The organism is Comamonas fluminis, from assembly GCF_019186805.1.
Lineage (GTDB): Bacteria > Pseudomonadota > Gammaproteobacteria > Burkholderiales > Burkholderiaceae_C > Comamonas > Comamonas fluminis.
In genome coordinates this window covers 1751786-1765410 of record NZ_CP066783.1, presented here as the reverse complement: position 1 = coordinate 1765410, position 13625 = coordinate 1751786, and the positions used below count along the sequence as shown (strand labels likewise).

The window sequence follows — 13625 nt, the reverse complement described above, 5'->3', positions numbered from 1 at the left end:
TTTTTTATTGAGCGCTACCAGCTATCAATACAGAAGCATTCATTGAACGCTCGCCGACTACCATGTGCCGCGAGAGGGCTGGGTGCGCCGCTCTTTCTGAAGTGCCTTGTTCAGCAAATCCACCATGTACTGGCGGTCCACCAGCTTGGCAAAGTCGGCCGCCGTCATATTGCGCTGGTTGCGCAGCGTGATGTCTGCGCCCTCCTCCAGCAGCAGTTTGACCACGGCCTCGCTGCTGTACTGGGCAGCCAGCATCAGCGGCGTGCTGCCGTTGGGCGAGGCGGCGTCGATATAGGCGCTTTCCTCCAGCAGCAGCTTGATGATGTCCAGCGTCTTGGGCGTATCGGCAGAAGCCGCATAGTGCAGCGGCGCCCAGCCTTCCCGGTTCACATCGGCTCCGCGCTTGATGAGCTGCTTGACCAGATCCAGATGACCTTTGATGCAAGCCATCATCAGCGCCGTTTCGTTCTGCTTCGAAGCCAGATTCACATTGATCTTGGGCGCCTTGAGCAGCACCTCAAAAACCTTGAGCGAATCCTGGTGCAGCGCAGAAACCAGGCCGGGGCGGCCACGCGTATCGAGCGTATTGGGGTCAAAGCCGCGAAAGATCAGATCGACCATGGTGCTGGCGTTATCGCTGACCAGCGCACGCGAATAGTCGTCGTAGGCATTGGCCCAGACCGGTGTTGCCAGCCCTGCAGCACCCGTCGTCACAACTGTGGCCGCTGCGGCACCTAGCCAGTGCAAAGCCTGGCGGCGTGTGGTTTGCGGCTCCATCGCGGCGGCGGATAGCTGGGTCATGCACTGGCTCCGGAAGTCACGCCCTTGAACAGGCGGTCAAAATTGGCACTGGTCGCGACGGCTACCTCCTCAATGGAGATGCCGCGCACCTCTGCAATTTGCTTGGCGACATAAGGAACGTAGGAAGGATTATTGGTCTTTCCACGGTAAGGCACAGGCGCAAGATAGGGGCTGTCCGTCTCGATCAGCAGGCGGTCCAGCGGCACAAAAGCGGCCACATCGCGCAGATGCTGGGCGCTCTTGAACGTCACAATGCCCGACAGGGAGATGTAGTAGCCCATGTCCAGACCAGCGCGGGCCACCTCCTGCGTTTCGGTAAAGCAGTGAAACACGCCGCCCGCCTGGGTGCTGGCATCGGCCTCACCGCATTCGCGCAGAATAGCCAGTGTGTCGTCCGAGCTGCTGCGGGTATGAATCACCAGCGGCTTTTGCGTGATCTGCGCGGCCTTGATGTGGGTGCGAAAGCGCTCGCGCTGCCATTCCAGATCGGCAATCGTGCGCCCGCCCTTGCGGTCTTCCATGCCGTAGTAGTCCAGCCCCGTCTCGCCAATGGCCACCACGCGCGGCAGCGCTGCACGGTCCACAAGGTCTTGCACCGAAGGCTCGGTCATGTCTTCGGTATCGGGGTGCACGCCGACGGTGGCCCAGAAGTTGTCATAGTCCAGCGCCAGCTGGTGCACATCGGGAAACTCTTCCATGGTTGTGCTGATGCACAGCGCACGCGTGACCTTGGCAGCGGCCATGGCCTCGCGGATTTGAGCCAAGTTGGCACTCAGCTCAGGAAAATTCAAATGGCAGTGGGAATCGGTGAACATCACGAAATCTGTAACAAGTCAGCCTCTCATTAAACAGGCAGGCTCCAGCTCAGAGACAGCGAGCAAGGGCCGCCCCCGCAGCGAGGCTGTCGTCCCCCTCCCGAGGCAAAGCATCGAGAGAGGGGGAAGCGGCATAGCCGCTCAGGGGGAGACTAAATGGTTTGCGTGGGCTTCTCGGAGCCTAAGGCCGTTCCGAGAATCTGCTCAATCTTGGCCTTGAGTTCTGCAGACTTAGCGTCCTTGGGAAACTGAATGCCTACGCCCTGTGTGCGGTTGCCAGAGGCTCTCTCCGGCGTCACCCAGGCCACACGGCCCGCCACGGGGTATCGCTGCGGGTCTTCGGGCAGCGTCAGCAGCACATAGACATCATCGCCCAGACGGTAGTCACGCTGCGTGGGCACAAAAATCCCCCCTTCGGCAAACAACGGAATATAGGCCGCATACAAAGCGGCCTTTTCCTTGATCGCCAGTTGCATCACGCTGGGACGGGGGGAGGTAGTGGCGTTCATAGAAGATGAAAGTTCTGTGGAGCGGCAAGGCAGAGGCCATTAGGTTAACACCCTGCGCAGGCAGGGGCCACACCAGACTCAGTTGCCTGGCCGTCCAGTCCGGGCGACTTTGCCCGAGATCAATACGCTTCGCGCTCTGGCAGCCAGGGCTTCTGTCATCAGGCCTGCATTGAAGGGGTGATCTGCCGTGCGCGCTGCCTGCAGCAGCTCTCGTGACCATGTGGCCAGCAGCGACATGGAAAGTGGCTTGGCCGGAAGATCGGCGCCAGAAAAATAGCGTGGAGCAGCGCCGGAGGCAATCGCCATCAGGTCGTGACAGATCTTCTGCAGCGCCTCGACCGCATCCGCAGGGGCAAAAGCACCCAACGCCGCCACATCACCCTTGGCAATCTGGCGGGGCAACTGAGACCATGCCGCTGTTTTGCCCGCATCAGCAGACATACGCAGCGCATCACCGGGGCGGCCGCCTGTAGCTTGCAAGGCCATCGCCGCATCGCCTTCCGACATGCCCTGGGCCTGCAGCCACTGCGTAGCCTCTGCCGTTGCGGGCCAGGTCATGGTGTGGGTCAGGCAACGGCTGCGGATGGTGGGCAGCAACTGGTGCGCAGCCTCGCTGGCCAGCACAAAGCGGGCATCACCCGGTGGCTCCTCCAGCGTCTTGAGCAGCGCGTTGGCCGCGATGGCATTCATCTGCTCGGCCGGGTACACCAGCACAGCCTTACCTTTGCCACGCGCGCTGGTGCGCTGACAGAACTCAACCGCATCGCGCATGGCTTCCACGCGGATTTCCTTGCTGGGCTTGCGCTTTTTGTCGTCAATCTCGGATTGCGCCTTTTCTGGCAGCGGCCAGCCCAGCGCCATCATCTGCACCTCAGGCATCAGCACGCACAGATCGGCATGGGCGCGCACATCAATCGCGTGGCAGCTACCGCAGTGGCCACAAGCTCCATCGGCCGTGGGCTGGTCGCACAGCCAGGCTCGCACCAATGACAAGCCTAGCTCGTACTGCCCCAGGCCAGACGGCCCCTGCAACAACCAGGCGTGGCCGCGCTGGGCCAGCAACTGGCGGCGCTGCGCGGCAATCCATGGTGCGGGCTGCGGTGTCTCGCTCATGCCTTGTCACCCTCGGGAAAGCGCAGCCAGCCTTTGTGGCCCACAGCCAGCGTAATCTGCTGCCAGACGGCTTCACGGCTGGTATTGGCATCAATGCGTGCAAAGCGCTGCGGCGCAGCCTCTGCGCGGCGTGCATAGCCTTGGGCCACGCGGGCAAAGAATGCACCGGGCTGGGATTCAAAGCGATCAGGCACGCGGGCCGTCGCCAGCCGCTCGGCAGCAACTTCAGCGGGCAAGTCAAACCACAGTGTCATATCCGGCTCGCGCATAAAGATTTCGGCCAGATCAGGCTTTAAATCAGGGTGCAGTCCAGTACCCGTCTGCGCCATGCGCTCCAGAATTGATAGCTGATCCCAGTCAAAACCTCGGCCAGCGCCCTGATAGGCAAAAGTGGCATCGGTAAAACGGTCGCTGATAACCACCTCGCCACGCGCCAGCGCGGGCTCAATCACCTGCACCAGATGGTCGCGTCGGCCCGCAAAGGCAATCAGCGCCTCGGTCAGCGGGTCCATGGCGTCATGCAGCATCAGCGCACGCAGCTTCTCCGCCAGCGGCGTGCCGCCGGGCTCACGCGTCAGCGTCACCACACGGCCTTGCTCACGAAAAGCCTGGGCCAGGCCTTCAATATGCGAGGACTTGCCTGCACCATCTATGCCTTCGAAACTGATGAACAGTCCTTTTGTCATCTAAAAATCATCCATTGATTGCTGGCCGCGCCTGAAAAGCTCACTGCCACCAGTTCAGACAGAGCCCAACTCAGAAACATCGAGCAAGGGCCGCCCCACAGCGCAGATGTTGTCCCCCTCCCGCGCAGCGAGAGAGGGGGAAGGCGGGGGCCGCCTAGGTCGCAGCGCCTCAGGGGGAGCAATCACTGCCCCCGCTGATATCGATTCACCGCCCTATTGTGCTCGTCCAGCGTGGCACTGAAGTGGCTGGTTCCGTCGCCCTTGGCCACAAAGTAAATGGCCTTGGTCTGATCGGGCTGCACAGCAGCCATCAGCGCGGCCTTGCCTGGCATGGCGATCGGCGTGATGGGCAGGCCAGCGCGGGTGTAGGTATTCCAGGGCGTGTCGGTCTGCAAGTCGCGCTTGCGCAGATTGCCGTCAAAGCTTGCGCCCACGCCGTAGATCACCGTCGGATCTGTCTGCAGGCGCATGCCAATGCGCAGGCGGTTGGTAAACACACCCGCTATCTGGGGGCGGTCGGCAGCGCGGCCGGTTTCCTTTTCCACGATGCTGGCCAGAATCAGGGCCTCATCGGCAGATTTCAGCGGCGTATTGGCCGCACGCATGGCCCAGGCATCGGCCAGACGGCGATCCATGGCATGCAGGGCACGGCGCAGCACGGCAATGTCCGAGCTGCCTTTTGCATAGGTATAGGTATCGGGGAAGAAGCGGCCTTCGGGGGCAACGCCTGCACGTTCGAGCTGCGCCATCAGCGCTTCATCGCTCAGGCCAGCGCTATCTTGCTTAAGAAATTCTTCACGGGCCAGCGCTGCACGCACCTGCCGCCAGTTCCAGCCTTCCACCAGCGTCAGCGCGCGCAGGCTTTCCTCGCCACGCGCCAACTTCTGCAGCAGCTCATAAGGGGTCAGACCTGCGCTCAGCTCGTAATTACCGGCCTTGATGGAGCGGTCTTTGCCCGAGAGGCGAAACCATGCGTACAGCAGGCGCGCATCGGTCTGCACACCGGCCTTGACCACGCTCTGCGCCACACCACGCGGGGTGGTGCCGGGCTCTATCTCCAGCTCCAGATTGGGCTGAGACAGTTGCAGCGGCTGATTCAGCCACCACCATGCGCCACCCGCAGTAGCAGCGGCCAGCAATAGCAAAATAATCAGTGCACGGAAGAAAGCACGCACAACCTTGATCCATTGAAGACTTGGAGCGGCGATCATAATTCAGCCATGACTCAGTCCACCTTGTCCGCTCCTACAGCCCTGCAGCCTCTCAATGGCATCACCCCCATCTCCCATCTGGGCGTCATTCGCGCCGTGGGGGCCGACGCGGCCAGCTTTCTGCATGGCCAGCTGAGCAACGACTTTGCCCTGCTGGATATGAACCACGCCCGTCTGGCCGCGTTCTGCACGGCCAAGGGCCGCATGCTGGCCAGCTTTATCGGCTTCAAGCGTTCGGCCGAGGAAATTGTGCTCATTTGTGACCGCAGCCTGCTGGCCCCTACGCTCAAGCGCCTGTCCATGTTTGTGATGCGCGCCAAATGCAAGCTCAGCGATGCCACGGGCGAGTTCAGCCTGTACGGCCTCGCCGGCAGCGCGGCCCAGCAATATCTGAGCGCCGATGCGGCCCCCTGGAGCCTCAAGCACGAAGGCGATGCCAGCGTGCTGGCCCTATACCCCGCCGCAGGCAATAGCCGAGCGCTGTGGGTGGCTCCCGCCGATCAGCAGCCCGCAGGCGCCGCGCTAAGCGAAGACCTGTGGCAATGGTCTGAAGTGCAAAGCGGCGTAGCCACGCTGTCTGCCCCCGTGGTCGATGCCTTTGTGCCCCAGATGCTGAACTATGAATCGCTGGGCGGCGTGAACTTCAAAAAGGGCTGCTACCCCGGCCAGGAAATCGTGGCCCGCAGCCAGTTCCGTGGCACGCTCAAGCGCCGCACTTATCTGGTGCATGCCAGCCAGGCGCTGGCCGTGGACCAGGAAGTCTTCAGCCCCGAAGACCTGGAGCAATCCACCGGCACCGTGGTGCAGGCCGCTGCAGCGCCTGCAGGTGGCTGGGATGCGCTGGTGTCCATGCAAATTGCCTCATCCGAGCGCAGCGACCTTTTCGCCCACCCCGCCCTGGCAGAAGGCCAGAGCGCTGACGCGGCCAGCGGCATTGCGCTGCAACTGCTGCCCCTGCCTTACGAGCTGCTGGCCGATATCTGATCGCGCCTTCAGCCCCACTCTGTGCAACACCCCAGCGCCACGCCTTGCCGCCACAGCCTTCACCCGCCCGCTTTGCACGCCACCCATGGTGGCTGGGCGGGCTGTGGCTGCTGACGACAGCGCTGCTGCTGGGCCTGCAGATATGGCAGGAACGGCTGAACACCCAGCGCCAGCAGACAGAGCTGACGCAAACCGTGCAAAGCCAGATGCTGGAGAAAATTGCCCAGCACAAGGCCCACCTGACGGCGCTGACGGCCCTAGCACCGCTGGCCCATGAATCCACGGCCCTGCAGCGCGTGGCGCACTCTATTGCCACGATTTACCCTCGCATCGAGGCCATTGATCTGGTCACCGCCAGCCAGCCCGCCACAGGCAGTTGCCAGTTGCCTGCCGCAGAACAACTGGCGTCCACTCTCAAACCCGGCGAATCTGCCAGCTTGCCCGACCGCCTGCATGGCGGGCGCTATCTGCTCATCAAAAAGATAGCTAATCCCGCAGGCTGGTTGTGCGTTCGTATTGATTCTGAGCATTTGCTGGATGCAGGCAGCCTGCCCCCGCAGGTGCTGCTGGGCATCAGCCTGCACGAACAGCCATTGCTAAAGCCTGATGCAGCCGGCGGCAGCGAGGCTTTCGGCCAGTTCACGCTGGACGGTTATGGCCAGCCCCTGCAGGTGCAACTACTGAGCCATCCTCGCCCCTGGTTCAACGCCCGCATGCTGTGGACCAGCGCTCTGCTCAGCCTTCTGCTCGTGGGGCTTGGCGCCCTGCTGTGGCGCAGCCGCCAGCAAAGCCGCGCCCACCAGCAGCAGGCGCAATTGCTGGCCAATGAGGCCCGACTGGCCCATGCCGCACGCATCAACAGCCTGGGCGAGATGGCATCCGGCATTGCCCATGAACTGGCGCAGCCCGTCACTGCACTGTTGAGCCAGAGCCAGGCCGCCCTGCGCGCCCAAGAGCTGAGCAAGCCCGCGCTGCTGACAGCCGCCCTGCAAGCCAATGTGCGCGAAGCCCGCCGCGCGGGCGACATTCTGGGACGCATGCGCAGCTATATCAGCAATGCGCCCAGTCAGGTTCAGACGCTGGATTTGCGCCAGCTTGTTGAACAGGCTTTGCTGCTGCTGGAAGGCCCGGCCAAGCAGGCGGGCGTGAAACTGCAATGGATCCCGCCAGCCCAGCCCTGCATGGCACTGGCCGACCCGGTGGCACTGGAGCAAGTGCTGCACAACCTGGTGCGCAATGCGCTGGATGCGTTGCAGCAGTCCGCCACCGCCAATCCCGTCATCACGATCACCCTCGCTCAGGAAGACCAGCAACTGTTGCTGTACGTGCAAGATAACGGCCCCGGGCTGGACAGCGCCACGGCCCAGCGCGCCTTCGAGCCTTTTTTCACCACCAAGGCCGAAGGCATGGGTCTGGGCCTGCCGCTGTGTGCCACGCTGATGGAGCGCATGGGCGGCAAGCTGGAGCATCGACCCAGCGCGCAGGGCGCCTGTTTTGCGATGCAGCTTCCACGCGCAGCAGCCGAAACGAGCGCGACTGGCGCAGCGCATGTAGAACCATGATTTACCTGATCGACGACGACCCCTCGGTACGCGAAGCCCTGCATCTGCTGCTGCAGACCTATGAGCTGCCCGTGACCTGTTTTGAATCCCCCGCCGACTGCTTGGCGCATCTGGACCGTAACCAGCCCGGCATTCTGATCACCGATCTGCGCATGCCGCTGATGTCCGGCCTGCAGATGCACGAGCAATTGCTGGCCCAGGGGCTGAACTGGCCCACCATCGTCATCACCGGCCACGGCGACCTGCACGCCTGCCGCCGCGCCTTCAAGGCCGGAGCGACGGACTTTCTGACCAAACCCATTGAAGAGCAGACTCTGCTGGAAGCCATAGAAGCTGCCCAGGCCAAACTGCGCCAACTGGCCGAGCGCCAGGAGGCGCAGCGCAGCCTGCAGTCTCTGACCGAGCGCGAAAGCGAAGTGCTTGCGCTGATTACCAAAGGGCTGGGCAGCAAGGAAATTGCCACAGCACTGGATATTTCCGTGCGCACCGTGGATACCCACCGCGCCAAGCTGGCCGAAAAGCTGGGCACAGGCTCTGTTGCAGAGCAAACGCGCCTGCTGCTGTGCGCCCACCACTCCTGACACCATCCGTAGGATTACCGAGGCGGCTGGGCAAAGCTGCGAATGGGCAGCGCCAGCCATGACTTCTACAGTTCAGACATTGCCTGAAATCTGAACTCAAGGAGTCGAAATGAACCAACGCCTGCTGAAGACCATCGCCATCACTCTGGGCCTGAGCGCCGCCACCGGAGCGGCTCTGGCTGCCACCACCAGCAACCGCAGCATTGCATCGGCCACCGCCGTGCAACTGGCCCAGCAGACCGTGGCCGCCTGCAGCGCCGAAGGCTATAACGTCAGCGCTTCCGTGGTGGACCGCGCTGGCGTGCTGCTGGCCATGGTGCGCGCCGATGGTGCAGGCACCCACACCGCAGAGGCTTCGCGTGCCAAGGCATTCACATCGGCCTCGTCGCGCAACCCCACCAGCGGCATTGCCAAGGCCATTCAATCCAACCCCGACGCGGCTGGCATGGCACAGATTCCCGGCTTTCTGGTGCTGGCAGGAGGCGTGCCCGTGAAGATAGCCAACGACACCATTGGAGCGGTTGGCGTGGCCGGTGCCCCTGGCGGTCATCTGGACGAGGCCTGTGCACAGAAGGCGCTGACCGCCATCAAGGACCAGCTGCAGTAACTCTGCAAACACTGCCCGCAGGTAAGAGAGGACAGGATTCGAACCTGCGTGCGGCACGACCACAGGGGCGTTTGCCACAGAGCGCTCCCTCCAGCATCAAGGCCAGCGCCAAAACGCTGGCTTTGCTGCTCTTGGGCGGCGCCCACCTTCAGCCGCTCAGTCACCTCTCTCGTTCAATGCGTCAAAACACCCCGTAGCGATAGGCCACATAGGCAGCCACGGCAACGCCGATCAGGCAAAGCACCATCATGATTCTGCCCATGGTCGCGCCTTTCAAATATTGATTCAATCAGGCTGCAGCGATTATCCATAAAGCGCTAGCAGCTATCAAAAGCAGAGTTCTCAAAACACCCGGCGCATGGTGATGTGAGGGATGCCCGCCTCATCATAAGGCTCGCCTTCGGGCTTGAAGCCTGCGCGCAGATAGAAGGGCTCGGCATGGCGCTGGGCGTGCAGCACCACTTCGCGGTCACCACGCTCACGGGCGGATTCGATCAGGCTGTCGAGCACCATGCGCCCCCAGCGACCGCCACGCACGCCACGGTCCACCGCCATGCGGCCAATGCGACCCACGCCCGGCGCATCACTGACCAGTCGACCCGTAGCAACGGGCTGCTGCAGGGCATTGAGCACCACCACATGACGGGCAATCGGGTCGAACTCGTCGATCTCGATCTCACGCGGCACGCCTTGCTCTTTCACAAACACCGCCATGCGCAGGCGCTCGGCTTCGCGCCCCAGGTCGTTCCAGCTGCCAGAGCGCAGGCTCACCACTTCCTGCCCGGCTTCAAAGGCCGTCAGCACATCGCGCATGGCCTGCGGCAGGGGCTGCGGCGTCTGCGTGGCCGTGTCGGCAAACACATAGACCAGCTCCACCGTGTTCAGCAAATCCATGCCGCGGAAGATGCCCGCCTCGAACTGCACCGAGGTATTGCCCTGCTTCACGCAGCGTATGCCCACATCCAGCACATCGCCCAGCGTGGCCGAGGCGTGATAGGTGGTGCTGGCTTTTTTGACGAACAACTCGCCACCCAGCGCAGCAAAACCCGCCTCGTAGGGAATGGCCAGCTGACGCCAGTAGCGGGTGATGGCCACATCGGCATACATCAGGTAATGGGCGTTGAAGACGATCTTCTGCGCATCCACCTCGGCCCAGCGCACTTCAATGCGGGTAAAGCTGCGAAAGTCTTGTCGGTTCATAGTTGTTTCTCAGATTTCAATGGAGGCCAAACGCGCTTTTCAGCGCATCCGCCATATCCGCATGGGCGCGCCTGGCTTCGGCAATCACGCGGCCCATCTTGACGAATTCGTGGGTCACGCCCTTGTAGATTTCCAGATCGACAGGTACGCCCGCCATGCGCAGCTTGTCGGCATATTCCACGCCTTCGTCCACCAGCGGGTCGCACTCGGCCAGGCCCATCCATACAGGGGCAACGCCTTCCACGTCGGGCGCCAGCAGCGGGGCAAAACGCCAGTCCTCGCGGTCTTGCTGGTTGGGCAGGTACTGCGCAAAAAACCAGGTGATAGCAGCCTCATCCAACACAAAACCCTTGGCGTAGCGGCGGTGCGAATCCGTGTCCTGGTGCGCCGTCGTGCCCGGATAAATCAAGAGCTGCAGCGCCAGCTTCAGACCTGCATCACGTGCCTCAATGGCGCAATAGGCCGACAAGGTGCCGCCTGCGCTGTCCCCCCCCACCGCGAGGCGACTGGCATCTGCGCCCAGCTCTGCGGCATGGGCGGCCAGCCATTGCAAGGCATCCCAGCAATCGTTGTGCGCCGTCGGGAAGGTGAATTCCGGCGCCAGCCGGTAGTCCAGCGACACCACCATGCAGCCTGCCAGATGCGCCAGCTGCCTGCACAGTTGATCGTGCGTCGCCACGCTGCCCACGGTAAAGCCGCCGCCATGCAGATACAGCAGCACAGGTAAACCAGCCTCTGGCGTTTCAGCCTGGGTAAGCGGTGCATAGAGCCGCGCGGGCAGGAGCACGCCATCACGAACAGGAATTTGCAGATCTTCGATGCGCGCCAGCTTGGCGCTGGGAATTTCCAGCACACCAGCGCCCGCCTCATAGGCAGCCTTGGCGCCTGCGGCCCCCAACTGGTGCATGGGGGTGCGCGCTGCGCGCTCCATACGGCGCAGCACGTCGCGCATGGAGTGCGTCAATGCGGAAGATGTATCAGACATGGTCTTGATTCACGGAGGTTGAAAACACAGGCGGCATTGTGAGGCCATCCGGGGGCGCTCACAGTCAAGCACATGACCCATGCGGGGGCTAACGCCTGCAAACACTTGTCTGCCTGCCCATCTGGTGACATCTGCCGGCAAAGTGCTGGTATATCTTGGCGGAACCTCAGCAAGCTCATACACGCTGCCATGAACATCTCTGACACCCCTATTCGCTCCACCGACTTTGGCCGGGTCCGGGTTTTCTTCGGTCACCGAAGCGGCAAGTACCCAGATGGCAATCAGATTCTGATTCATGGCTCAGACACCAGAGCCGCCTTTGACACCCCCATCGTGGCCAACCATATCGGCGCAGAGTTTGATGCCACCGAAATCGTGCTCATGGGCCATGTGCATGAAGACCATATGGCGGGCCTGCACCGCCTGCCCCATGCACAAGTCCATGTTCACCACGGCGATGTGCAGGCTGCGCGCAGCTGGGAGGGCATGTGCACCGCGCTGGGCATGCCCGTGCAAAACCCGCTGTCGCAGCAACTGCTCAAGGCCTTTCAGCAAGACTTCTTTTATGCCCCGCGCCCCGATGCGCAGCCCTATGACGACGGCGCTGTCTGGGATCTGGGCCATGCCAGGGTTCGCGCTTTTCATATGCCCGGCCATACCGCTGGCCACACCGTGCTGGTGGAGGAAACCGAAGGCGTGGCCTTCATTGGCGATATCGACCTGACGGGGTTTGGCCCCTACTACGGCGACGCCTCCTCCAGCCTGAGCGACTTTCGCCGCACGCTGGCCAGGCTGCCGCAGGTTCCGGCACAAGTTTGGGTCACTTCGCACCATCGCGGCATCTATACCGACAGGCAGGCGTTTTTGCACGACCTTGCCAGCTTCACCGCAAAAATAGACGAGCGAGACAACAAACTGCTGGACTGGATTCGCCAGGCCCCAAAAACGATTGCCGAAATGACGGGCATGGGCCTGCTCTACCCCGTTGGCGCCAGCGTGCCCTGGGCCAAAGCCGCCGAGACCCGCACCATGGAGCAGCACCTGGCGGAACTGGCCGCAGCAGGCATGGTCGCAGCCGATGAAGCGCAGCGCTATCACTACAGGAGCTGAGTTGAGCTTCTTTTTGCAGGCTTTCTTCGAGCACTGTCCAGAAGTTTCAAAAATCATAGCTACCAGCGCTTTCAAATCAAAGACTTGAAGGGAATTCAATCTCAAGAATCCTCTCGCCGCAAACGTCAGGCCCCATAGCACTTGTCCCCTACACGACGCACAAACCACTCTTTGCAGGGTTTGCGTTCTTTTCAGTGCAGCACAAGGCTTCTAGATTTTCCCCATCCCCATTTCGAGATTGAGCACTCCGGTCATGGCTTTTATCAATTACGTCACCCAGATCCAGTTCGACTTTGGCGCAGTCAAGCTGCTGCGCCAGGAATGCGCACGCGTGGGCATCAGCAAACCCTTGATCGTGACCGACCCCGGCGTGAAGGCGGCAGGCATTTTGCAAAAAGCCCTGGATGCACTGGGCGACCTGCCCCACGCGGTGTTTGATCAGACCCCCAGCAACCCCACGGAAGCGGCCGCGCGTGCGGCCGCTGAAATCTACAAAGCCCAGCACTGCGACGGCCTGATTGCCGTAGGCGGCGGCAGCGCTATCGACTGCGCCAAGGGCGTGGCCATTGCCGCCACGCACGAAGGGCCGCTGTCTCACTACGCCACGATTGAAGGCGGCTCGCCCCGCATCAGCGAGCGGGTGGCGCCACTGATTGCCGTGCCCACCACCAGCGGCACAGGCAGCGAGGTGGCGCGCGGGGCCATCATCATCGTGGACGACCACCGCAAGCTGGGCTTTCACAGCTGGCATCTGGTGCCCAAGGCCGCCATCTGCGACCCAGAACTGACCTTGGGCCTGCCACCTTTGCTGACGGCGGCCACTGGCATGGATGCCATCGCGCACTGCATGGAGACCTTCATGGCAGCCCCCTTCAACCCGCCCGCTGACGGCATTGCACTCGATGGACTGACCCGGGGCTGGGCCCACATAGAGCGTGCCACCCGCAACGGCCAGGACGGCGAGGCGCGCCGCCAGCTGATGAGCGCCAGCATGCAAGGAGCCATGGCTTTTCAGAAAGGGCTGGGCTGCGTGCACAGCCTGAGCCACAGCCTGGGCGGCGTGAACCCGCGCCTGCATCACGGCACCCTGAACGCCATGTTTCTGCCTGCGGTAGTGCGTTTCAACGCCGAAGCTCAAACCGTGCAGCGCGAAGACCGCCTGAACCGCATGGCCCATGCCATGGGCCTGAGCAGCGGCAGCGATATTCCCGATGCCATCCGGGACATGAGTGCCCGCCTGGGCCTGCCTTCTGGCCTGTCTGCCATGGGGGTGGAGGCGGCACAGTTCAGCGCCGTGATTGATGGCGCGCTCAAGGATCATTGCCATGCCACCAACCCGCGCATTGCTTCCGCCCAGGACTATGAACAGCTGCTGAGCAGCTCGATGTAAACGATCCGAAAAAACAAAAAGCCTGCCGCAGCAATCTGCACGGCAGGCTTTTTTGCATCCGCTTGTGCACC

At 62.3% G+C, this 13625-nt stretch carries 14 protein-coding genes and 1 tRNA gene; 6 read left to right on the top strand and 9 right to left on the bottom strand.

Annotated features, from left to right (window positions below; translation table 11 throughout):
• Positions 1-57: 57 nt before the first annotated feature.
• The 6 genes from JDW18_RS08425 to mltG form a co-directional block, all read right to left on the bottom strand.
• Positions 58-801, bottom strand: a complete 744-nt coding sequence (locus JDW18_RS08425) for an ankyrin repeat domain-containing protein (protein ID WP_218243190.1) — start codon at positions 799-801, stop codon at positions 58-60.
• Positions 798-1616 carry a TatD family hydrolase gene (locus tag JDW18_RS08420; RefSeq protein WP_218243189.1) on the bottom strand — a complete coding sequence of 273 codons (819 nt, stop codon included), beginning with the start codon at positions 1614-1616 and terminating at the stop codon, positions 798-800. Before JDW18_RS08420 ends, JDW18_RS08425 begins: the two co-directional genes overlap by 4 nt.
• 152 nt (positions 1617-1768) lie before the next feature.
• On the bottom strand, positions 1769-2125 hold the full coding sequence (locus tag JDW18_RS08415; RefSeq protein ID WP_218243188.1) for a PilZ domain-containing protein: 357 nt from the start codon (positions 2123-2125) through the stop codon (positions 1769-1771).
• A gap of 78 nt (positions 2126-2203) precedes the next feature.
• Positions 2204-3238, bottom strand: coding sequence for a DNA polymerase III subunit delta' (locus JDW18_RS08410; RefSeq protein ID WP_218243187.1), 1035 nt, complete (start codon positions 3236-3238; stop codon positions 2204-2206).
• Positions 3235-3924, bottom strand: coding sequence for a dTMP kinase (tmk, locus tag JDW18_RS08405; protein ID WP_218243186.1), 690 nt, complete (start codon positions 3922-3924; stop codon positions 3235-3237). Before tmk ends, JDW18_RS08410 begins: the two co-directional genes overlap by 4 nt.
• Before the next feature lie 182 nt (positions 3925-4106).
• Positions 4107-5099, bottom strand: a complete 993-nt coding sequence (gene mltG / locus JDW18_RS08400) for an endolytic transglycosylase MltG (RefSeq protein WP_218243823.1) — start codon at positions 5097-5099, stop codon at positions 4107-4109.
• A 45-nt stretch (positions 5100-5144) separates the two neighbouring features.
• Here mltG and ygfZ point away from each other — a divergent pair, with 45 nt between their 5' ends.
• The 4 genes from ygfZ to JDW18_RS08380 all read left to right on the top strand — a co-directional run bounded on the left by ygfZ (position 5145) and on the right by JDW18_RS08380 (position 8869).
• Positions 5145-6119: a CAF17-like 4Fe-4S cluster assembly/insertion protein YgfZ gene (gene ygfZ / locus JDW18_RS08395; protein WP_218243185.1), complete on the top strand. Its 975-nt coding sequence runs from the start codon at positions 5145-5147 to the stop codon at positions 6117-6119.
• 44 nt (positions 6120-6163) lie between these two features.
• The gene (locus tag JDW18_RS08390) at positions 6164-7681 is read left to right on the top strand and encodes a sensor histidine kinase (RefSeq protein WP_246610354.1); all 1518 of its coding nucleotides are present in this window, start codon (positions 6164-6166) and stop codon (positions 7679-7681) included.
• Entirely contained in the window at positions 7678-8262 is a 585-nt protein-coding gene (locus tag JDW18_RS08385; RefSeq protein ID WP_218243184.1) for a response regulator transcription factor, read from the top strand. The genes JDW18_RS08390 and JDW18_RS08385 overlap by 4 nt, the downstream gene beginning before the upstream one ends.
• Before the next feature lie 109 nt (positions 8263-8371).
• Positions 8372-8869: a GlcG/HbpS family heme-binding protein gene (locus JDW18_RS08380; RefSeq protein ID WP_218243183.1), complete on the top strand. Its 498-nt coding sequence runs from the start codon at positions 8372-8374 to the stop codon at positions 8867-8869.
• 23 nt (positions 8870-8892) lie between these two features.
• Here the strand turns inward: JDW18_RS08380 and JDW18_RS08375 are convergent.
• From JDW18_RS08375 to JDW18_RS08365, 3 genes are all read right to left on the bottom strand, one after another.
• Positions 8893-9039: transfer RNA gene (locus JDW18_RS08375), tRNA-OTHER, on the bottom strand.
• A 172-nt stretch (positions 9040-9211) separates the two neighbouring features.
• Positions 9212-10069: a GNAT family N-acetyltransferase gene (locus tag JDW18_RS08370; RefSeq protein WP_218243182.1), complete on the bottom strand. Its 858-nt coding sequence runs from the start codon at positions 10067-10069 to the stop codon at positions 9212-9214.
• A 16-nt stretch (positions 10070-10085) separates the two neighbouring features.
• Positions 10086-11054, bottom strand: coding sequence for an alpha/beta hydrolase (locus JDW18_RS08365; protein ID WP_246610352.1), 969 nt, complete (start codon positions 11052-11054; stop codon positions 10086-10088).
• 189 nt (positions 11055-11243) lie between these two features.
• Between JDW18_RS08365 and JDW18_RS08360 the strand changes: the two genes are divergently transcribed.
• Both JDW18_RS08360 and JDW18_RS08355 read left to right on the top strand, forming a co-directional pair.
• Entirely contained in the window at positions 11244-12164 is a 921-nt protein-coding gene (locus JDW18_RS08360; protein ID WP_218243181.1) for an MBL fold metallo-hydrolase, read from the top strand.
• 253 nt (positions 12165-12417) lie between these two features.
• On the top strand, positions 12418-13554 hold the full coding sequence (locus JDW18_RS08355) for an iron-containing alcohol dehydrogenase (RefSeq protein WP_218243180.1): 1137 nt from the start codon (positions 12418-12420) through the stop codon (positions 13552-13554).
• Positions 13555-13625 lie beyond the last annotated feature (71 nt).

Coding starts and splice junctions, on each gene's coding strand:
- JDW18_RS08360 (WP_218243181.1), top strand. CDS start 11,244: ATGAACATCTCTGACACCCCTATTCGCTCCACCGACTTTGGCCGGGTC.
- JDW18_RS08365 (WP_246610352.1), bottom strand. CDS start 11,054: ATGTCTGATACATCTTCCGCATTGACGCACTCCATGCGCGACGTGCTG.
- JDW18_RS08425 (WP_218243190.1), bottom strand. CDS start 801: ATGACCCAGCTATCCGCCGCCGCGATGGAGCCGCAAACCACACGCCGC.
- JDW18_RS08415 (WP_218243188.1), bottom strand. CDS start 2,125: ATGAACGCCACTACCTCCCCCCGTCCCAGCGTGATGCAACTGGCGATC.
- JDW18_RS08355 (WP_218243180.1), top strand. CDS start 12,418: ATGGCTTTTATCAATTACGTCACCCAGATCCAGTTCGACTTTGGCGCA.
- JDW18_RS08410 (WP_218243187.1), bottom strand. CDS start 3,238: ATGAGCGAGACACCGCAGCCCGCACCATGGATTGCCGCGCAGCGCCGC.
- JDW18_RS08380 (WP_218243183.1), top strand. CDS start 8,372: ATGAACCAACGCCTGCTGAAGACCATCGCCATCACTCTGGGCCTGAGC.
- JDW18_RS08370 (WP_218243182.1), bottom strand. CDS start 10,069: ATGAACCGACAAGACTTTCGCAGCTTTACCCGCATTGAAGTGCGCTGG.
- tmk (WP_218243186.1), bottom strand. CDS start 3,924: ATGACAAAAGGACTGTTCATCAGTTTCGAAGGCATAGATGGTGCAGGC.
- ygfZ (WP_218243185.1), top strand. CDS start 5,145: ATGACTCAGTCCACCTTGTCCGCTCCTACAGCCCTGCAGCCTCTCAAT.
- JDW18_RS08420 (WP_218243189.1), bottom strand. CDS start 1,616: ATGTTCACCGATTCCCACTGCCATTTGAATTTTCCTGAGCTGAGTGCC.
- JDW18_RS08385 (WP_218243184.1), top strand. CDS start 7,678: ATGATTTACCTGATCGACGACGACCCCTCGGTACGCGAAGCCCTGCAT.